General features: G+C 54.2%; 18 protein-coding genes and 3 tRNA genes. 14 read left to right on the plus strand and 7 right to left on the minus strand.

The features are described 5' to 3' along the window. Positions 1 to 61: 61 nt before the first annotated feature. From NUS69_RS05500 to NUS69_RS05515, 4 genes are read left to right on the plus strand one after another with little or no spacing between them, the layout of a single operon-like run. Complete coding sequence (locus tag NUS69_RS05500; protein ID WP_258084766.1) at positions 62 to 805, plus strand: glycerophosphodiester phosphodiesterase family protein; 744 nt, start codon at positions 62 to 64, stop codon at positions 803 to 805. Then, positions 789 to 1535: a glycerophosphodiester phosphodiesterase family protein gene (locus NUS69_RS05505; RefSeq protein WP_258084767.1), complete on the plus strand. Its 747-nt coding sequence runs from the start codon at positions 789 to 791 to the stop codon at positions 1533 to 1535. The genes NUS69_RS05500 and NUS69_RS05505 overlap by 17 nt, the downstream gene beginning before the upstream one ends. Positions 1536 to 1576: 41 nt before the next feature. After that, the gene (locus NUS69_RS05510; RefSeq protein WP_258084768.1) at positions 1577 to 2248 is read left to right on the plus strand and encodes a hypothetical protein; all 672 of its coding nucleotides are present in this window, start codon (positions 1577 to 1579) and stop codon (positions 2246 to 2248) included. Beyond that, positions 2227 to 2928 (plus strand): hypothetical protein, encoded by a 702-nt coding sequence (locus tag NUS69_RS05515; RefSeq protein WP_258084769.1) that lies wholly within the window; start codon positions 2227 to 2229, stop codon positions 2926 to 2928. Before NUS69_RS05510 ends, NUS69_RS05515 begins: the two co-directional genes overlap by 22 nt. A 12-nt stretch (positions 2929 to 2940) precedes the next feature. Here NUS69_RS05515 and NUS69_RS05520 read toward each other — a convergent pair whose 3' ends face one another. The 5 genes from NUS69_RS05520 to NUS69_RS05540 form a co-directional block, all read right to left on the minus strand. Then, positions 2941 to 3744, minus strand: a complete 804-nt coding sequence (locus NUS69_RS05520; protein WP_258084770.1) for a hypothetical protein — start codon at positions 3742 to 3744, stop codon at positions 2941 to 2943. A gap of 106 nt (positions 3745 to 3850) precedes the next feature. Then, positions 3851 to 4051 carry a hypothetical protein gene (locus NUS69_RS05525; RefSeq protein WP_258084771.1) on the minus strand — a complete coding sequence of 67 codons (201 nt, stop codon included), beginning with the start codon at positions 4049 to 4051 and terminating at the stop codon, positions 3851 to 3853. After that, positions 4048 to 4755: a PrsW family intramembrane metalloprotease gene (locus NUS69_RS05530; RefSeq protein ID WP_258084772.1), complete on the minus strand. Its 708-nt coding sequence runs from the start codon at positions 4753 to 4755 to the stop codon at positions 4048 to 4050. The genes NUS69_RS05525 and NUS69_RS05530 overlap by 4 nt, the downstream gene beginning before the upstream one ends. 46 nt (positions 4756 to 4801) lie before the next feature. Next, positions 4802 to 5554 (minus strand): hypothetical protein, encoded by a 753-nt coding sequence (locus NUS69_RS05535; RefSeq protein ID WP_258084773.1) that lies wholly within the window; start codon positions 5552 to 5554, stop codon positions 4802 to 4804. Between the two features lie 46 nt (positions 5555 to 5600). Next, positions 5601 to 6281 carry a metallophosphoesterase gene (locus NUS69_RS05540; RefSeq protein ID WP_258084774.1) on the minus strand — a complete coding sequence of 227 codons (681 nt, stop codon included), beginning with the start codon at positions 6279 to 6281 and terminating at the stop codon, positions 5601 to 5603. 91 nt (positions 6282 to 6372) lie between these two features. Between NUS69_RS05540 and NUS69_RS05545 the strand changes: the two genes are divergently transcribed. Then, positions 6373 to 6657: a hypothetical protein gene (locus NUS69_RS05545; protein WP_055429049.1), complete on the plus strand. Its 285-nt coding sequence runs from the start codon at positions 6373 to 6375 to the stop codon at positions 6655 to 6657. On the opposite strand, the gene NUS69_RS05550 is transcribed toward NUS69_RS05545, so the two are convergent. After that, positions 6649 to 7326, minus strand: a complete 678-nt coding sequence (locus NUS69_RS05550) for an HAD family hydrolase (protein WP_258084775.1) — start codon at positions 7324 to 7326, stop codon at positions 6649 to 6651. The two genes, NUS69_RS05545 and NUS69_RS05550, sit on opposite strands and share 9 nt — an antisense overlap. Positions 7327 to 7545: 219 nt before the next feature. Here NUS69_RS05550 and NUS69_RS05555 point away from each other — a divergent pair, with 219 nt between their 5' ends. The 4 genes from NUS69_RS05555 to NUS69_RS05570 all read left to right on the plus strand — a co-directional run bounded on the left by NUS69_RS05555 (position 7546) and on the right by NUS69_RS05570 (position 12267). Further along, positions 7546 to 8835 carry a phospholipase C/P1 nuclease family protein gene (locus NUS69_RS05555; RefSeq protein ID WP_258084776.1) on the plus strand — a complete coding sequence of 430 codons (1290 nt, stop codon included), beginning with the start codon at positions 7546 to 7548 and terminating at the stop codon, positions 8833 to 8835. Positions 8836 to 8969: 134 nt separating this feature from the next. Beyond that, positions 8970 to 10310, plus strand: coding sequence for an aminomethyl-transferring glycine dehydrogenase subunit GcvPA (gene gcvPA, locus NUS69_RS05560; RefSeq protein ID WP_258084777.1), 1341 nt, complete (start codon positions 8970 to 8972; stop codon positions 10308 to 10310). After that, positions 10311 to 11819, plus strand: coding sequence for an aminomethyl-transferring glycine dehydrogenase subunit GcvPB (gene gcvPB / locus NUS69_RS05565; RefSeq protein ID WP_258084778.1), 1509 nt, complete (start codon positions 10311 to 10313; stop codon positions 11817 to 11819). Between the two features lie 133 nt (positions 11820 to 11952). Then, the gene (locus tag NUS69_RS05570) at positions 11953 to 12267 is read left to right on the plus strand and encodes a hypothetical protein (RefSeq protein WP_258084779.1); all 315 of its coding nucleotides are present in this window, start codon (positions 11953 to 11955) and stop codon (positions 12265 to 12267) included. 12 nt (positions 12268 to 12279) lie between these two features. On the opposite strand, the gene NUS69_RS05575 is transcribed toward NUS69_RS05570, so the two are convergent. After that, positions 12280 to 12356 (minus strand) — tRNA-Thr (locus NUS69_RS05575). 100 nt (positions 12357 to 12456) lie between these two features. On the opposite strand from NUS69_RS05575, the gene NUS69_RS05580 reads away from it, so the two are divergent. The 5 genes from NUS69_RS05580 to NUS69_RS05600 all read left to right on the plus strand — a co-directional run bounded on the left by NUS69_RS05580 (position 12457) and on the right by NUS69_RS05600 (position 19574). Next, positions 12457 to 12532, plus strand: a tRNA-Asn gene (locus tag NUS69_RS05580). A 5-nt stretch (positions 12533 to 12537) separates the two neighbouring features. Next, positions 12538 to 12615: transfer RNA gene (locus NUS69_RS05585), tRNA-Ile, on the plus strand. A gap of 601 nt (positions 12616 to 13216) precedes the next feature. Next, positions 13217 to 13465, plus strand: coding sequence for a DNA-directed RNA polymerase subunit H (locus NUS69_RS05590; protein WP_055429124.1), 249 nt, complete (start codon positions 13217 to 13219; stop codon positions 13463 to 13465). Positions 13466 to 13482: 17 nt separating this feature from the next. Continuing rightward, a complete protein-coding gene (locus tag NUS69_RS05595; RefSeq protein ID WP_258084780.1) occupies positions 13483 to 16851 on the plus strand; it encodes a DNA-directed RNA polymerase subunit B in 3369 nt (1122 codons plus the stop codon). A 5-nt stretch (positions 16852 to 16856) separates the two neighbouring features. Continuing rightward, positions 16857 to 19574: a DNA-directed RNA polymerase subunit A' gene (locus NUS69_RS05600; RefSeq protein WP_258084781.1), complete on the plus strand. Its 2718-nt coding sequence runs from the start codon at positions 16857 to 16859 to the stop codon at positions 19572 to 19574. The last annotated feature ends 5 nt before the right edge of the window (positions 19575 to 19579 follow it).

Consider the following 19579-nt stretch of genomic DNA (forward strand, 5'->3'; position numbering starts at 1 on the left):
ACACCGATGAAGCTTTTAAGGGTTGTGAGTCCATCTTTGAACGGTAGCAGAGATGACACTTATGGACAGTGGGGAACCTCCAATACTGGGCCACAGAGGCTTCAGGGGAAGGCTCGAAAACACTCTGCCAGCGTTCAGGAGGGCGCTCAGGTATGCGGATGGAATCGAGTTCGACGTCAGACTAACGGGTGATGGAAAGCTCGTGGTCCACCACGACGATTCATTTTACGCGAACGGCTCGCGGTACAGACTGAAGGCGCTGACCCTGAGGGAGCTGAGGAGACTGCACCCGCTGGGGAAACTTGTTCCCACAGTGGAAGAAGTTCTCCGCTCCTTCCCGGAGGCTCTTCTGAACGTGGACGTAAAAGAAATGGACGCCGTTAATGGCATAACGAAGCTCCTCGAACGATATAGGGCCACCGAAAACACAGTGTTCTCATCGGAGAACCCCGCGGTAGTCCGGGCCATACTCATGGAGTGTCCGGAATGCAGGGTGGGACTCTCGATAGTCGGATACTCCTCGGTTCCATGGATATCCCGCCTCAGGGGAATTACCTCAGTCCATGTGCCGATAGATGCAGTCTCATACATCGGCTATCGGCCGCTGGTGGTTCTTTTGAGGAGCCTCAGGCGGCGCGGGCTGAAGGTTTACCTCTGGAACTACCGGATGGACGAGAGGGTCTGGGTTCCAAGGCTACTGTCCCTGGTTGATGTCATTATATCAGATAACCCGGCAAGGCTTAGGAAAAGTTTTTACGCTGAAGGTGTAGTCTTTCGGGGCGATTCATATGTGGGAACGCGATAGGGTTGTCGTCCTCGGACACAGGGGATACATGAGCGCATACCCGGAGAACAGCCTCCTGGCCTTCAGGAAGGCTATCGAAGCCGGTGCGGATGGAATCGAGCTGGACGTGTGGCTGACCAAGGATGGAGAGGTCATCGTCATGCACGACGAGACCATAGACAGGACGAGCAACATGAACGGAAGGCAGAAGGAGATGACCCTCGAAGAGCTCAAAAGGGCCGATATCGGCATGGGGGAGAGAATACCGACGCTTGAGGAGGTTTTTGAAGTTCTTCCCCGGGATGCCCTCCTCAACATCGAACTCAAAGACCCCGATACCGCGGGAGAGGTCGCAAAAATCGTGGCCGAAAACAACCCGGATAGGGTCATGGTATCCTCGTTCATCATAGATGCTCTCAGGGAGTACAGGAAGCACGATAGAGACACCGTGATGGGCCTTCTTATAGACCGTGAAGAGGTCGTCCCGCTGATTCCAAAGCTGAAGGGGGAACTCAACCTGTGGTCGATAAACGTGCCCATGGAGGCGATACCTATAATCGGCTTTGAGAAGACCGTGCAGGCCCTTCACTGGGCGCGCTCCCTCGGCCTCAGGGTGGCGCTCTGGACCGAGAACGACGTCCTGTTCTACAAAGACGACAACCTGGCCAGGCTAAAGGGGCTGTTTGACGTTGTCATAGCGAACGATGTGGAAAGAATGATTGAGTATCTTAAAACCCTTGGACTCAGGTAAACCCTTTTAAGGTTCTTTCCTTTACTCCATATGGTGGGGATATGCGGTGGGGTCCGCTTCTCATTCTCATAGCCATTGCCCTAATGCTGGCATCTGCAATGGTACCACCGGCCAGGTACGTTCCCCCTCCACGGCTGACCATAGATTCCAACCTTGGGGAGTTCACGGAGGAGCTTGAGAGGCACAACGTGGCAAAGCCATACCTCTGCGAGCCGGCCGAAAGGGTTATCGTCACGTGCCACATTCGCTCCGATTGGGAGCTGAACAGAACCATAACGGCTCTCGATAGGTTTCCACACTTCTCGATAGAGCTCACCAACGGCTACGACGAAACCGATGTCGTGGTTTTCAACAAGAGCGAGTTTTACTCGGCCCTTCCGAACACATGCCGTCCCTGGGGAAAGGTTGAACCGAAACCTGTCAAACTGGATCAGGACCGACTGGAGAAGGAGCTGGAAGCCTACAGGGAGCTGGAAGGCCTGATTGACGATCCCACGGAGAGGGAGTTCATCCACAACCGCACCATCGAGTTGGAGGAACTCCTCGGGTTGAGGCAGAAGGAGCCGATCTACAACGCAACGTTCGCCCATGTCATCCTAATGTACCCGGTAAAGACTGAGAGCAATGCACCCCTGATGGCGGCCCTGTGGACGGGCGTCATCCTCACAGGAGTGGCCGGGCTGGTGATGGTATGGAGGGAAAGAAGGACCTGATGCTCGCGATGGCTCCATTCGTGATTTTCATACTCTTGGGCTCAATATTCCTCGGCACCTACTACCGGGAGACGTCCCTAGCAAGGGAACAGGTCGCCGGTATAGACGAACTTGAGGGGATCGGGGAAGAAAATGCCCCCTGGAGCGGGCTCTGCAACATTGTGAACATATATGTCACGGTGAGGGACCGTGAGGACGCCGCAAGGCTGGAGGAGTTCCTCAGGGAGGAGAGAATAAGGGTCACCGTTTCAAGACACGGGGAGAGGTTCATATCCATGATGGGCAGGGTTGCACTGAAGGATGTTGACAGGATTGTGGAAAAGGGTAAAAAGAACGGATGGGCGACTGTGTACCACAATAACTCCGATTTCTGCGCCAAGTGGATTTCCAGGTTCGAAATGGAGAACTGGATAATATCCTCCCATCTGGATGAACTCTCCCCCGATAGTAGGGAAACCCTCACAGGAATCATGGAGAGCAACAGGAAGAGAATTAAGGAAATTGAAAACGAGACGAGGCTGTGGGCGGAGCTGAACATCATGGTGCAGGCGGGGCCTTCCTACACGTCCGAAAGTTTCCACGACCTCTCGGGCTCTCTGGCAACGTGGGGTGTTGTTCTGGGAGTCCCGTTCCTTATGTGGTGGGTTTTCAAGGACAAACATAAAAAAGGAGAGAACTAGCGGTGGAATTCCTCACCAGAACATTTCATCAAAGTCGCTGGCGTTCTCTATTCCATTGGGAGCCACTATGTGTACCGGCTTGTTTACGTCCGAGAGCTTGACCTCATCATGAACCGTCATGTGGACTTCCACAGGTTTCTCAGAGATCCCCGTCATCCTCATCACGACGTCCATGTACGTCTCTATGAATACGGGAGTCCCATCGTCCCTGAGGTGAACCTCGACCCAACCGGATTTCGTGTCCACGGTGACGTTGCCGGGGAGGTTGCCCCAGGCCTCATTGAGGTAGTCGGTCTGATTGGTGGCGTTAACGAATTCCCAGAAGGTGACGTTGACGCGGAAGGCGTAGCCATCGGTCAGCTTCTTGATGGTCACGTTCTTCCTCTTCAGGAGGTTCTCGATGTAGTCGACGTTAAGCGAGCCCCTCGCCTGGGTGGAGATGTCATTATTGCTGGGGACGTTGTACCATTTTCCATCAACTTTGAGGTACACAAGGGTTCCGTTGACAAAGTACGGCCAGTTGAAGGTTATGTTCATCCCCATCGTGTGCATGTTCATGGTCATGTTTCCTGTTTCGAGGCCACTGGTTTTGTTGAACATCCCGATAACACGGCCGGACATCGTTATGTTGACCGTCCTGTTGGTTATCGGCTCCGTAAAGTGCATGGTCATAGAGAAGTTCTGGTCGTACCTGGCAGTCTCAATGTCGTTCAGGGCATTCAGAACCTTATCCTTGGTCAGACCAGCGTTTTCCCCTATACATCCGCTTGCCAGTACTATTAGACCAACCAGCAAAAGCGCCATGACCCGCCTCATGGTACTACCTCCCATAGTCTCGCCAGAATATCCACGAATAGGTTTAAATACTTTTTCTATTCAGATTTTGCAAACTACTGAGAAAAGTTAGCAAAAAGTGGAAAGCTCAAAGTGCCTCGAACTTCTGGAGGAATATCCTGAGGTCTGTCCTAAACGGCTCTTCCGCGCGCTCTATCTCCTCGTTAAGGAGCCGAAGAAAATTTGTCTCATCCGTGGATTCCTCCCATAGGCGTTTTACGAGATTTTCCAGCCTCTCATAGTACTCCACGTAGGGCCTTGCCTCAAACAGAGCCTCTTTCAGTTTCACATCCCATCCCTCCTCTTGAACCAGTAGTACCACAGCCTGCCAACGTCCTCTGCCTGCCCCATTATCATGAAGTATCGGAGTATCGCGAGGTTCACGAGTATCAGCAATATCAGGATTATGTTGTACGCAGGCACTTCTCGGCTCAGGAAGGCGTAGTAGTCCCAGATGAAGTGAAGGAGCATCGCGAGGAGGAAATAGGGCCTGACGGAGGTTACTTTGCCCTCAGCCTTCATCCCGTAGCCGACGCCTATGACCGCACTCCATGCACCGTGGGCGAATGGGGTCAGGAAAGCCCTAACAATGGTTACCGAAATACCGTATCCCAGGCCGTAGAGAAAGTTCTCAGTTGCTGCAAATCCCAGACCAGCCGCGACACCGTAAACAAGGCCGTCCATTATGCCGTCCATCTGGCCCGCTTTAAAGGGCCACCTTATTGCCAGCGCCTTGGCGGGCTCCTCAACGATTCCCGCCACAAGGGCAACGTAAAACGCGGTCAGCGGAAGAACCGGCTTCACGATGCCTCCGATGGTAAGAACACTCTCCAAGATGTAGGCGATTCCAACGGAGAGTGTCCCCCCGAGTATGAACGTCCCTACCACGTACTTTCTCGGTTCCGGCTCGTACTTATCGGCGTGATAGAAGTACCAGAGTATCACCAGAGCGGGAGCGTATGCAAAGAACACTATTGCGCTTAGGAAGTCCATATGTCACTTCACCAAAAGAAAATTGGGGGCTTGAAAATTTAAAGGTTTAGCATTTGCCAAGAAGCTCCCCTATGTCGAGTCCCTGAGCTTGCAGGTAATCCACGAGAGGCTGGGGAGGCTTTACAGAGGCCGAATTAACGCTGGTTATCTCTATTTTAATCTCATCAACCCAGCGTTCGTTGTCTTTCCTGTAGTATGCCTTCTGGAGTATCTCAACGGGGATGAGGTTTTTGGCCAGCTTTATTGTCACGGTACCGCTGTAGTCCTTTTCATTCCCCGCTTCGCTCCAGATGGTGTGATTAACTGTGAGGATATAATAGTCCCCCTCAGTTGTGAGCGTTGCATTTTCAAGGGGAAAGTCCTTCCAGAGGTTATCAAGAAGGGTTGAGTTCACTTTGGGTCCATTTCCATTCTCATAGCACGAAAACTGCCAGTCTACCAGACCACTTCTGTTGGTCAGTGTTACAAAGCCAGCTTTAGTTGTGTAGTAGTAGAGGGCATAGGCCAGCTTTCCAGTCTTGTTTGCTATGGTAATCGAGGATTTCATACCAGTCTCTTTGTCCAAGGAGACCCTGGAATAGAGCGTTGCTACAAGTTTAGTTCCGTTGTACGTTTTAACGTACATAACGTATTCATAGCTTTTTATTCCAGCAACTGCGCTTTCAAGCTGCTCCTTTGTAAAAGGTAGGTTTTGGGTTGTGGTTGTTGTCGGAGTGTTACCCCCCGAGGAGATGCACCCAGACACAAGAACCGTGAGAACGAGCAGCACACCGATGATTCCTAGGTATTCCTTTCTCATTCTATCACCCGAGAATAGTTCAGCTCCCGGTATTAAAAGGTTGGCATCAAAGTGAACTCAAAACCCTGCTCAGATCACCCAGCCGGCCGAAGTCCAGGAGTTCGTCCTCCACAGGAACAAGAACCTTGGCATCAAACAGGTCATACTCGCGGAGGAAAGGGGAGACTATCTCCCTGAGCACATCGTTTCCGTACGCCCAGGGACTGAATGCGGGAAGTACTATAAGCTCCTCACCCATCAGAAAGGCGGGAACCTTAACCAGCGCCCCCACCTCATCCCGAAGCCGTATTGAGGGGTGTTCATGACCTATGATGAAGCGCTCCCCCTCGACGAGTTTATGGCCATGAACTAGCTTCCACTTTCCCAATTCAAGTTCATCAACCACCTCAACACCCAGCTCCCTGAGCCAGAGCGTTCCGACGTCGTGGTTTCCCCTCACCAGGACTAGTTCACTTACCAGAGGCAATGCCTCACCAACGAATGCCTTCAGCTCTTCCCTCTCCCTCCATTCGGGCACAAAGGAGTGCTTCAGATCGCCGTCCACAACAAGAACCTTCGGTTTTTCCCGCTCTATGAGGGATTTCAGCTTCCCAACAACCTCTCTGAACACCCGGGGGAGATAAAAGCCCTCCCTTGCCATGCTGACCTCGTAACCCAGATGAAGGTCGGCTATGACCAGGGTATTTCCGAGTTTCAGTGCCTTTCCCGGAAGCGGTGTGGGCCTCATGTGCTGGAGTTTGACCTCTGGCTTTTAAACTTTGTTAGGGCAACCGAAAAGGTTTTAAATCTGTCCATTAAGTGGACAGTGGTGAGTAAGAATGCCCTATATTGGTTTCGCAAGGAGTCCTCACGGGCCGGCTAAAACTTATCAGCTCGTGCTCGGCGAGCTTGAAAAGCGGGGATTTTCCATCGGGTTTTCAAAACATCACTGGGCCGGCGACCTGCCATTCGGTCTGATAGTGGCCGAAACGGACAGGGGAGAAGTCGCCATAAGATGGGCGCTGGGTAGGGAGTTTACGGTAGAGCTTGAAGAGGTGGATGGAGAGACATACGACGAGTTCATTGAGGACACGCTTGAGTACACCAACGCGGATTCAGGGTGAGCGCTCCTGTCTTATTCTCTCTATCACGTCGAATATGCTCCACAGGTCGCGTATCACATGGAGGTGCGGTATTAAGGCTAGCCTCTCGCGGTTCTTCTCAACGAACTTGGCGCTGAAGGGGAAGTAGTACCAGACGTATTCGGTGTTCTCGTCGCCGTGCCCTATAAAGCGCCAGGGCTTATCGTCAACCCACACGAATACCTCGTCCCCGTACTTCTCGCGGACGAGCCTGAAGGCCTCGTCTATCGTCATCTCGCGCCCGAAAACTATAACGTCGTCAAAGAGGTCGTAGATCCCCATCTCCTTGAGCCTTCTAACCTTCATACCATCTATGAAGTCCTCCGCCGAGAAAGAAATTACTATGTGGCCCCCCTCTTTGAGCCGTTTGAGAAGTTCGGGGGCATCGTCGAGTGGTTTGGTTAGCTTTGCCCTCTCCTCAAACCATGTTTCAAAAAACTTTGTCCTCAGAAAGAAGGGGGGCTTTGACTTCTTCCTATGGCTTCCAAAGGTCGGCCTCTCAAAGTAGTTCTCAATTTTGGTGAGCACCTTGGCCCAGATGCCCTTGAACGGCAACCATGGATAGCGTCTCTCCAAAGCTTTCACGAATGCCTCCTCTATGCACGAGTACGTGTCGGCCAGCGTCCCATCGAAGTCGAAGGCTATTATCATGATGTCCCCCTCCAGCGTGGTGGATGGTGTGGCCTTTAAGCTTTGCCTTTATGACTCTCTCTTTTCTTGAACCACAAACACCACATCGGGCCAAATACCACAGCTTCAGACGACACCTTCCGACTCAAATGGAGTATACTTTGTAACTTCGGTAACTCGAAAGAGTTTTAACTTCTTTTAACCTCAGAGAAATCTGCCATCTGTTTGGAGGGGGATAAAATGAAGAAGGTTCTGTCCCTGATAATAGCGCTTTTGGCCGTGTCTGGACTGGTCTCAGCATGGCCGACAAATGGTCCAACGATGGACGATCCGATGAACGTCCACCAGAGGCTGACATACAAAGCGATCGAGGCTGTCTATCAGGACAACCCGGCCCTCGGAAGCATACTGATGCAGTACAAGGATCAGCTCCTTTACGGTGCGTACGACGAGGACTGGACCGGTGGGAGCATAGACATCGGGGGCAAGACGTACACCATACAGAGCCAGTACCACTTCCTTGACCCCATGGACCACGCCGAGCTGTTTACCGTGGCCCTCCTTGGAGATCCGGACACATCTGCGGCTGACATGGCCCAGAGGCTCTATGAAAAGGCGGTACAGCTCTGGAAGCAGGGCGACAGGGCAGGAGCGATGTATTACCTCGGCAGGGCGCTCCACATAATCGAAGACCAGGGCATGCTCATAGGGCACCAGACGCCGCACCTCTTTGAAGACCTTGAGCAGGAGAAGTACGTTGAGAACGCCCACGACTTCGTTGAAAACCAAATCTCACCGACAGTTGCGGATGACATTCTGAACAACCGCGTCCCGCTCGACCTAACCCCCATAAAGTGGTGGCAGATACCTCAGGAGAAGTCCAGATTTATCCAGGGCTACGACATATACCTCACGGACAACGAGAACGGGCACATGAGCCTCTCCAACGGCGTCGCCTGGGCGTACGCCGATCTCGCTGCACACAACTCCTGGAGGTACATGCTATATTCGACCGGGAAGGACATCAACCTCTGGAGCGAATGGGGGCACCTCGGAAGCTACTTCTGGACGAGAACCCTCAGGAAGGGAGACTGGAGTGTCCTCAAGCTTGAGTTCAAGGGTGCCAGCTCGATAACCATAGTCTTCAAGGATATAGACATGCAGAACGCCTACTTCAAGACCCTCGGCTACGTCGAGATATACGATAAGAACTGGAACCTCATCGCTCGCTATGACCAGGACCCGAACCCGCTCGTTGATACAAGGGTCACCGTTCCAGGGGATACGGTTTACATCTACACTCACGTTGACAGCACTGCCTGGCTTGACAGCGACGTGGACGGATGGGCGATAAGGAACATCGAGCTCCATGCGAACTTCGACGTTAACTCACCGAGCGGTTTCAGAACCCTCGACGGCAGGGAGTACAGCAAGGTTCAGTGGGCGGTTTATGAGACCATGCAGTATGACATCAGACTGCTCGCCGGCCTTATGGAGAAGTTCTTCGAGGACGTTGGCGTCTCAGGCTGATCCTTTTCCATTTCCTTATTTATGATTCAGCTATTGTCATGAGAACGTCTTTTTTGAGTATTCCCGGGCACAAAGCATATATTACCGGGGGCCTAAATTTCAACGAGCATTTTAAAGTTCAGAGGGTGATAAGTATGGGTAAGCACTACATCCCTAACTCCGCAAGTAGGGAGGAGATGCTGAAGGAAATTGGACTGTCCTCCATCGAAAGCCTGTTCTCGGATGTTCCCCAAGGGATGGTCAAAGAGTTCAATCTCCCCGAGGGAAAGAGCGAGTACGAAGTCTTTCTTGAGCTCAGCGAAGCCCTCTCCAAGAATAAAACCATCCTTGAGATGCCCAGCTTCCTCGGTGCCGGAACCTATTTCCACTACATTCCGGCGCACGTCAAGTACCTAATAGAGAGGAGTGAGTTCCTTACGTCCTACACACCCTACCAGCCGGAGATAAGCCAGGGAATGCTCCAGGCGCTCTTTGAGTACCAGAGCCTAATCGCGGAACTCGTCGGGCTACCAATAGTAAACGCCTCAATGTACGACTGGGGGACGGCTATGGCAGAGGCGGCTTTGATGAGCGCAAGGGTAACCCGGAAAAACAAGTTCGTGGTGCCGAAGCACCTCAGCCCGGAGAGGAAGAGAGTCCTCGAAACCTACGCCGCCGGCCCGGGCCTTGAGATAGTGGAGATACCCTGGGACGAAAACGGCCAGCTCGACCTTGAGAAGCTCAGGGAAGCAGTAGACGGAGCCGCCGGAGTGTACATCGAGGTTCCAAACTTCTTCGGCATACTTGAGGAAAACATCGAGGAAGTCGGGGAGATTGCCCACGAGGCAGGGGCGCTCTTCGTGGTGGGGGTTGACCCAACGATACTCGGGATTGTGGAGGCTCCCGGAGAGCTCGGTGCTGACATAGTCGTCGGAGAGGCCGCTTACTTCGGCAGCCCGATGAACTTTGGCGGACCGAGGGCCGGCATCTTTGCGACAAGGAACGACAGAAAGCTTATCCGTCAGATGCCCGGAAGGATAATCGGAATGACCAAGGACGCCGAGGGAAGGAGGGCCTTCGTCATGACGCTCCAGACGAGGGAGCAGCACATAAGGCGCGCAAAGGCCACCTCAAACATCTGTTCTAACGAAGCGTTGGTGGCGGTTGCAGCGGCGATACACCTCGCGACCCTTGGGCCGAAGGGCTTAACCGAACTCGGAGAGGTCATTCTCAAGAACACCGCATACCTCAAGAAGAGGCTTTCAGAGGTCGCTGAGATTCCCTTCGAGGGAATTAACTTCAAGGACGTTCTTGTGAGGTTCGAAAAGCCCTACAGGGAGATACACGAAGCCCTTCTTGAGAAGAACATCCACGGCGGCTACTACATAGGGGAGCGCTTCCCGGAGCTGGGAGAGAGCGCCCTCTTTGCCGCAACAGAAACGACGAGAAAAGAATGGGTCGATGCACTAATAGAGGCCCTCAAGGAGGTGGCCTGAATGTTCCGCCAGGCTAAGTGGAGCGAACCGCTCATCTTCGAACTCTCCCGTGAGGGGAGAATAGGTTACACCATGCCAAAGCCGATTGAAGATGTGAGCGTCGAGATTCCCCAGAAGCTGAGAAGGAAGAGCCCCCTCAACCTTCCCCAGCTGAGCGAGCCAGAGGTCGTGAAGCACTACACGCGCCTGAGCGAGATGAACTACGGCGTCGACAACGGCATCTACCCCCTCGGCTCGTGCACCATGAAGTACAACCCCAAGATAAACGAGGAGATAGCCGGCCACCCCGGAGTTGCCTACGTGCACCCCTACCAAGACGAGAGAACCGTCCAAGGAGCGCTAAGGATAATGTGGGAGCTTGAACAGTGGCTCAAGGAGATAACCGGAATGGACCGCTTCACCCTTCAGCCGGCCGCGGGAGCCAACGGCGAGTTCACCGGAGTCATGATAATCCGCGCCTACCACCTCGACAGGGGAGACACCCAGAGAACGGAGATGCTCGTGCCGGATTCCGCTCACGGAACGAATCCGGCCAGTGCAGCGATGGCGGGCTTCAAGGTCATTGAGATACCCTCCAACGAGAACGGAACCGTTGATCTTGAGGCTCTGGAGAACGCCGTGAGCGAAAGGACAGCGGGACTGATGCTGACCAACCCCAACACCCTCGGCATCTTCGAGGACGAGATACTTGAGATAGCGAAGATAGTTCACAAGGCTGGTGGTCTGCTCTACTACGACGGTGCCAACCTCAACGCGGTTCTCGGAAAGGTCAGGCCGGGCGACATGGGCTTTGACGTGGTTCACCTCAACCTCCACAAGACCTTCTCGACACCGCACGGCGGAGGCGGTCCTGGAAGCGGTCCCGTTGGAGTCAAGGACTTCCTGAAGGAATACCTGCCGGTTCCACTGGTGGGATACGACGAGGAGAACGACCGTTACTACCTTGACTACAACGTGCCCAAGAGCATAGGCAAGGTGAAGGAACTCTACGGCAACTTCGCGGTCATGGTTAGGGCCCTCACATACCTCAAGATAATGGGAAGGGACGGCCTTAAAGAGGTCAGCGAGATAGCCGTTCTCAATGCCAACTACCTCACCCAGAAGCTGAAGGGCACGCGCGGCTATGAGCTGCCCCACAAGGAGCTCAGGAAGCATGAGGTGGTGTTCAGCGCTGAGCCCATGAAGAAGGAAACGGGAGTTAAGGCCCTTGACGTGGCGAAGAGGCTCCTCGACTTCGGACTGCACGCTCCGACCATCTACTTCCCGCTGATAGTCCACGAGGCACTCATGATAGAGCCCACCGAGACTGTCAGCAAGGAGGAACTCGACGCGTACGTCGAGGCTCTGAAGAGGATAAGTGAGGAAGCCTACAGCAACCCGGAGGTCGTCAAGAACGCGCCCCACAACACAGCGGTGAAGAGGGTGGACGACGTTCTGGCGGCAAAGAAGCCGATAATAACCTGGCGCATGTACAGAGAGCTGAAGGAGAAGGGAGAGGTCGATATCTAAGGGACGCGGCCCGTATATCCCTTCTTAACAATTCTTTTCTGCCACTTTTTGATCACTATTATCCATATATGCACCAAAAAGTTAATAAAGACTCGCCCGGATCAATATGTAATAGAAAAATTACATATGGGTGATGAAGATGGACAAAATCCTTGGGAAGTATGGGGCCGTCCATTATGAGGAGGTCATTGAGGAATATGAGGTGCCCGTGAGGGGGTTTCTCTTCAAAGACGGCCGGCTTGAGGGGGTGTACGTAAAAGGGGGAATCCTCCCGGTCACGGAGGAGCTTCCAAGGGACGTTCACGAGGATATCCTCAGGGGAAGGAGCGGCAAGAAGTTAATCGTGAGGGAAGTGAGGTACGCCGGAGCGGAAGTCCTTGAGGTCTACATCCAGGACGGTTACAGAACATGGCCGGTCTATGTAAGCCAGCTCCCAGACGATAGCTGAAGAAGTGCAATGTGGAGCCCCGGGCGGGATTTGAACCCGCGACCGGCGGATTACAAGTCCGCCGCCCCGCCAGGCTAGGCTACCGGGGCACGGTTTTATGAGGGCTGGCGTAGAATATAAAGTTTTCTCTCCAGCCCGGCATCACCGTAAGTTTTATAAATCCCCCCTGTATTCCCTACATTGGGTCGTGCCGCCGTAGCTTAGTCGGTAGAGCGCCGGACTGTTAATCCGGCGGTCCCCGGTTCGAGTCCGGGCGGCGGCGCCATCCGTGGGCCCGTAGCTCAGCCTGGTCAGAGCGCGCGGCTCATAACCGCGTGGTCGGGGGTTCAAAGCCCCCCGGGCCCACCATAAGAAACTCTTCTGGCAAAGTTTGTATTCATTCCTAGTCGAGCAAGTTTTTACGCGGGTTCATTTTGGGTTGCCCCTACATTGGATTCAATGCCGGTTTCCAGACCGCAATACCGGGCCAATTCTTGGAGTGTTAGAATGTTCCACAATTGGAGAGTTAGGTCTGACTAATGGCCCAGATAAGCCATAACAACTCCGTATTTTAGGTTTAAAGCCCCTATTTCCCTTCATTTTTTACAAAAAATCGACCAAATTTTGTCCATATTCTGGCTGAATACGACAGTAGATTTCACAAAAGAGAGCATTATGACAAAATTACCACGTAAATAATGTCAAAACTTCAACGGATTTTGGGCATTTGGCCATTTCCTGATGGGTTTGAACATCGAACCCGTGCCGAGCCTTTATAAGGCTTTCCCAGTAAAGGTGAACATAAAAGTGCATCAGCGTAGCTTTTCGGCATGGAAAACGGTTCTTAAACTTTTCGTAACCGATATAAACCCCTACGGGCGAGTTATCACTCGAAAAGCTTATATACCGAAACCCGCAGGTTGGAGGTAGTGATAATCGTTCTTAAAAAATGTTAAGGGGGCAATTCTCGGTGGCGGCGAAAAAAGAATTTGATATATTCACTCACGAGCTGGTTCCTGAACACAGGATACTCAGCGAGGAGGAGAAAGAGGAACTCCTCAAGAAGTACAGAATCCGCATTTCCCAGCTTCCGCAGATCAAGGCTTCAGACCCTGCTGTTGTTGCTCTCGGCGCAAAGCCCGGGGACGTTCTTGAGATCAAAAGGAAGAGCCCGACAGCGGGCTACTATTACTACTACCGTCTGGTGGTTGAGGACTGATTCTGCGAGGTGAGATTATGGCATCGAGAGGACCGACCGTTGTGGATGTTACTCCTGACGACCTCTGGCTCGTTATGGAAGCGTACTGGAAGGAGAAAGGACTCGTCAGACAGCACCTTGACTCTTACAACGCCTTCATCGACTACGGGATGCAGAAGGTCATAGACGAGTTCGGTGGCATCAAGCCAGACATCCCCGATTTTGAGGTCAGGTTTGGAAAGGTTCGCCTCGGCGAGCCCGAATTCCAGGAAGCCCAGGGGCAGAGAAAGCCCCTCTACCCGATGGACGCGAGGATCAGAAATCTGACCTATTCTGCTCCGCTGTATCTTGAGCTCATCCCCGTCGTTAACGGCATAGCCCAGGAAGCCGTTGAGGTGCGCATAGGTGAGCTCCCGATAATGCTCAAGTCCAAGGCGTGCAGGCTTTACGGCCTCAGCGACGAGGAGCTTATAAAACTCGGCGAGGACCCGAAAGATCCTGGAGGATACTTTATCATCAACGGTTCCGAGAGGGTCATCGTCTCTATCGAAGACCTCGCCCCGAACAAGACCCTTGTTGAGAGGGACCAGAGACAGAACAGGGTGATAGCCAAGTGCTTCTCCTACAGGCACGGGTACAGGGCTCTAATCACCGTCGAGAGGAGAAAGGACGGGATTCTCTACGTCAACATTCCAAACGTTCCCAGGCCGGTTAAATTCGTCTACGTCATGCGCGCTCTTGGTATTCTCAGCGATAAGGAGATAGTCGAGGCTGTGAGCGACGACCCGCGCATACAGCAGGTTCTCTTCGACAACCTTGAGGACGCGAGCGACATAACCAGCCAGGAGGACGCTCTCGACTACATAGGCAAGCTCGCCCTCCCAGGCCAGCCGAAGGAATACAGGCTCAGGAGGGCCCAGCACATCATAGACAACAACCTCCTGCCCCACATGGGCGTTGAAGAGAAGGACAGGCGCGCCAAGGCATACTACCTCGGCATGATGGCCCTCAAGGTTCTGGAGCTCTCCCTCGGCCTCCGCGGTGAGGACGACAAGGACCACTACGCAAACAAAAGGCTCAAGCTCGCTGGAGACCTCCTCAGGGATCTCTTTAGGGTGGCCTTCGGCCAGCTCGTTAAGGACATGCAGTATCAGATGACCAAGACCTACCAGAGGAAGGGCGAGCGGTACACCTTCGAGAACATCCAGAGGTTTGTGAGAAACTCGATAAGACCCGACGTCCTCAGCGAGAGGATTGAGCACGCTTTAGCGACCGGCGCCTGGCCCGGTGGAAGAACAGGTGTGAGCCAGCTTCTCGACAGAACCAACTACATGTCAACCCTCTCTCACCTTAGGCGTGTTACCTCACCGCTTAGCAGGGACCAGCCCCACTTCGAGGCGCGTGACCTTCACGGTACCCACTGGGGCAGGATATGTCCCACCGAGACTCCAGAGGGTCCGAACTGTGGTCTCGTTAAGAACCTCGCCCTGATGGCCCAAATAACCACCGGAATCCCTGAGGAAGAGGCCAGGGAGTATCTCAACAGGCTCGGGGTTATTCCGATAGAGGAACAGAGGCCGAATCCAAACCTCTGGCGTGTCTACCTAAACGGTGTTCTCATCGGAACCGTTGAGGACGGAGAAAGCCTCGTGAACAGAATAAGAACCGACAGGAGAAGCGGAAGGATAAGCGACGCAATCAACGTTGCCCTCTACCAGGACGAGGAGGTCAAGGAAATATACATAAACAGTGACGATGGCCGCGTTAGAAGGCCCCTCATCATAGTCGAAAACGGCCAGCCCAAGCTCACTAAGGAGCACATCGAGGGAATAAAGAACGGCACCCTAACCTGGAGCGACCTCGTCAAGATGGGCGTCATCGAGTACCTCGACGCCGAAGAGGAGGAGAACGCCTACGTTGCAACCTGGCCGTGGGAAGTTACCGAGGAGCACACTCACCTTGAGCTCATGCCCGCCGCGATACTCGGTATCCCCGCTTCACTCGTTCCGTATCCTGAGCACAACGCTGCTCCGCGTAACACCTACGGTGCCGGTATGGCCAAGCAGAGCCTCGGTCTCGGCTGGGCAAACTTCAGGATCCGCGTTGACACCCGCGGTCACCTCATGCACTACCCGCAGGTTCCGCTCGTCAACTCACGCATAATGAAGGCCGTCGGTTTTGAGGAGAGGCCGGCCGGTCAGAACTTCGTGGTGGCTGTGCTCAGCTACTCGGGATACAACATGGAAGATGCGGTTATCATGAACAAGGCCTCGATAGAGCGCGGTCTCGCTCGCTCAACCTTCTTCAGAACCTACGAGGCGGAGGAGAAGAGGTACCTCGGAGGTCAGACTGACCGCTTCGAGGTTCCCGACCCGACGATACAGGGCTATCTCGGCGAGAAGTACTACAGGCACCTCGATGAGGACGGCATAATCTTCCCGGAGTCAAAGGTCGAGGGGAAGGACGTCCTCGTTGGAAGGACCTCACCGCCGAGGTTCCTTGAGGAGCAGAGCGGTCTCGGTGGAATAATCCTCCAGGAGAGGCGTGAAACCAGCGTTGCCGTCAGGCCGAGCGAGAGGGGCATAGTGGACAAGGTCATCATCACCGAAACAGGTGACGGAACCAAGCTCGTCAAGATAACCGTGAGAGACCTGCGCATCCCCGAGTTCGGAGACAAGTTCGCATCAAGGCATGGACAGAAGGGCGTCATAGGCCTCATAGTCCCGCAGGAGGACATGCCCTGGACCGAGAGCGGTATCGTTCCCGACCTCATAGTCAACCCGCACGGTATCCCGAGCCGTATGACCGTCGGACAGCTCATTGAGGCCATAGGCGGAAAGGTTGCCTCGCTCAAGGGAAGGAGGGTTGACGGCACAGCATTCATCGGCGAGCCCGAGGAGAGACTCAGGAAGGAGCTTGAGGAGCTTGGGTTCAAGCACAGCGGAAGGGAAGTCATGTACGACGGCATAACCGGAAGAAGATTAGAGGCGGATATATTCGTTGGCGTCATCTACTACCAGAGGCTCCACCACATGGTCGCCGACAAGATGCACGCGCGCTCGAGAGGTCCGGTGCAGGTTCTCACCAAGCAGCCGACCGAGGGTAGGGCCAGGGAAGGTGGTCTCAGGTTCGGTGAGATGGAGCGTGACGTCCTCATCGGCCACGGTGCTGCGATGCTGCTCATTGAGCGTCTCCTTGAAGAGAGCGACAAGACCGAGGTATGGGTCTGCGAGAGCTGTGGACATCTGGCACTCGAAGACAAGCGCAGAGGAAAGGTCTACTGCCCGGTCTGCGGAGAGGAAGAGAAGATAAGCAAGGTTGAGATGAGCTACGCCTTCAAGTTGCTGCTGGACGAGCTGAAGGCGATGGGAATAAGGCCGTCTCTCAACATAGTTGATAGGGTGTGATCGCCATGCAGTCGATGAAAAAGGTCATCGGGAGTATTGAGTTCGGAATCCTCTCACCCCAGGAAATCAGAAAGATGAGCGCGGCCGAGATAAGCGTCCCCGACACGTACGACGATGACGGTTACCCCATCGAGGGCGGCCTCATGGACAAGAGGCTTGGTGTCATCGACCCCGGACTGCGCTGTGAGACCTGTGGAGCCCGTGCCGGGGACTGTCCCGGCCACTTCGGTCACGTTGAACTCGCCAGACCGATAATCCACGTCGGATTTGCGAAAACAATCCACCGCGTTCTGGAGAGCACCTGCAGGGAGTGCGGGAGGATAAAGCTCACCGACGAGGAGATAGAGGAGTACACCCACAAGTTCGAGGTCATGGGCGACAGGAAGAAAGCCAAGGACAGGCTCATCAAGGAGATACACAAGAAGGCCAAGGAAAGAATGGTCTGCCCGCACTGTGGAGCTCCTCAGTTCCCGATTAAGTTCGAGAGGCCGACCATCTACTGGGAACTCAGGAAGGACGAGGAGGGCAACGAGTACAAGCACAGGATGATGCCGAGTGAAGTTAGAGACAGGCTTGAGAAGATACCCGACAAAGACCTCCATCTCCTCGGTCTGCACCCGGAGAAGGCCCGTCCGGAGTGGATGGTTCTCACAGTTCTGCCTGTCCCGCCGGTCACCATGAGACCGTCCATCACCCTTGAGAGCGGTATCAGAGCGGAGGACGACCTCACTCACAAGCTCGTCGACATAATCCGTATCAACAACCGCCTCAAGTCCAACATCGAGGCAGGCGCGCCACAGCTTATTATCGAGGACCTCTGGGACCTCCTCCAGTACCACGTTACCACCTACATCAACAACGAGACCTCCGGAATCCCGCCGGCCAAGCACAAGAGCGGAAGGCCGCTGAAGACCCTCGCTCAGAGGCTCAAGGGCAAGGAGGGAAGATTCAGAGGAAACCTCAGCGGTAAGCGTGTCAACTTCTCTGCCCGTACCGTTATCAGTCCCGACCCGATGATAAGCATCAACGAGGTCGGCGTTCCGATAGCAGTGGCCATGGAGCTCACCGTTCCCGAGAAGGTCACCGAGTTCAACTTTGAGAAGCTCAAGAAGATGGTCCTCAACGGTCCCGAGAAGTATCCGGGTGCCAACTACGTTATCGACCCAGAGGGAAGGAGAATCCGCCTCATGGAGAACAACCTTGAGATAATAGCAGAAAAGCTCGACCTCGGCTGGACCGTCGAGAGGCACCTCCTCGACGGCGACATAGTTCTCTTCAACAGACAGCCCTCGCTTCACAGGATGTCCATCATGGCCCACCGCGTCAGAGTCATGCCCTACAAGACCTTCAGGCTCAACCTCGCCGTCTGCCCGCCGTATAACGCTGACTTCGACGGTGACGAGATGAACCTCCACGTGCCTCAGACGGAGGAGGCGCAGGCAGAGGCCAAGATACTCATGGAGGTTCAGAACCACATCATCTCGCCGCGTTACGGTGGCCCGCTCATCGCGGGAATCCAGGATCACATCTCGGGTGGATACCTCCTCACCCGCGAGGGGGCTTACTTCACCCGCTCAGAGGTCGAGCAGATGCTCATGTTCGCCGGCGTTGACGTGGAGGAGCTTCCCAAGCCGGACAAGGTCGAGAACGGCGTTGAGCTCTGGAGCGGAAAGACAATATTCTCGCTCCTCCTGCCTGAAGACCTCACCATATGGTACCGCAACAAGCTCTGCGACGACCCCGAGAGGTGCGAGGCTATTGAGAAGCTCATAGAGGAGAAGCTCATTCCCGATGAGGAAGAGGTCAGAAAGCTCGCCTACGACGGCTTCACCTACATACTCAACGGCAAACTCCTCAGCGGTGCCATAGACAAGAAGGCCTACGGAAGGGAGGACGGAAAGCTCCTCGACCTAATAGTGAGGGAGTACGGCGTCGAGAGGGCGAGGCAGTTCCTTGACCAGGTCACCAAGCTTGCCATATGGGTCATAACCCACAAGGGCTTTACCACTGCAATAGACGACGAAGACCTCCCGAGCGAGGCCCTCGACAGAATTAAGGAGATAATCCGCGAGGCTGAGGAAAGGGTCAACAGGCTCATCGAGGCGTACAAGAACGGAGAGCTTGAACCGTTGCCCGGTAAGACCCTTGAAGAGACTCTGGAGAGCAACATAATGGCCGTTCTGGCAGAGGCGCGTGACAACGCAGGTAAGGTCGCCGAGCGCTACCTCGGTATGAACAACCACGCGGTCATCATGGCCAAGACCGGAGCGAGGGGCAAGATGCTCAACATCACCCAGATGGCTGCCATGCTCGGCCAGCAGTCCATCCGTGGTAAGAGGCTCTACCGCGGCTACCGCGGAAGGGTTCTTACCCACTTCAAGCCTGACGACTTGGGGGCTAGAGCCAGGGGATTCGTCACCAACTCCTACAAGAGCGGCCTAACCCCGCAGGAATACTTCTTCCACGCCATGGGTGGTAGAGAGGGACTGGTTGATACCGCGGTCAGGACGGCGCAGAGCGGTTACATGCAACGCAGACTCATCAACGCGCTCCAGGACCTCAAGGTTGACTACGACGGAACGGTCAGGGATCCCACCGGAATCATCGTCCAGTTCAAGTATGGTGAGGACGGAATAGACCCCATGAAAAGCTGGGGAGGCAAGACCGTGGACGTTGATAGGGTCATTGTGAAAACCCTGCTCAAAGTGAGGGGGAAGGGGTGAGGTAA

Origin of the sequence: Thermococcus thermotolerans, assembly GCF_024707485.1 — an archaeon.
GTDB classification, from domain to species: Archaea; Methanobacteriota_B; Thermococci; order Thermococcales; family Thermococcaceae; genus Thermococcus; species Thermococcus thermotolerans.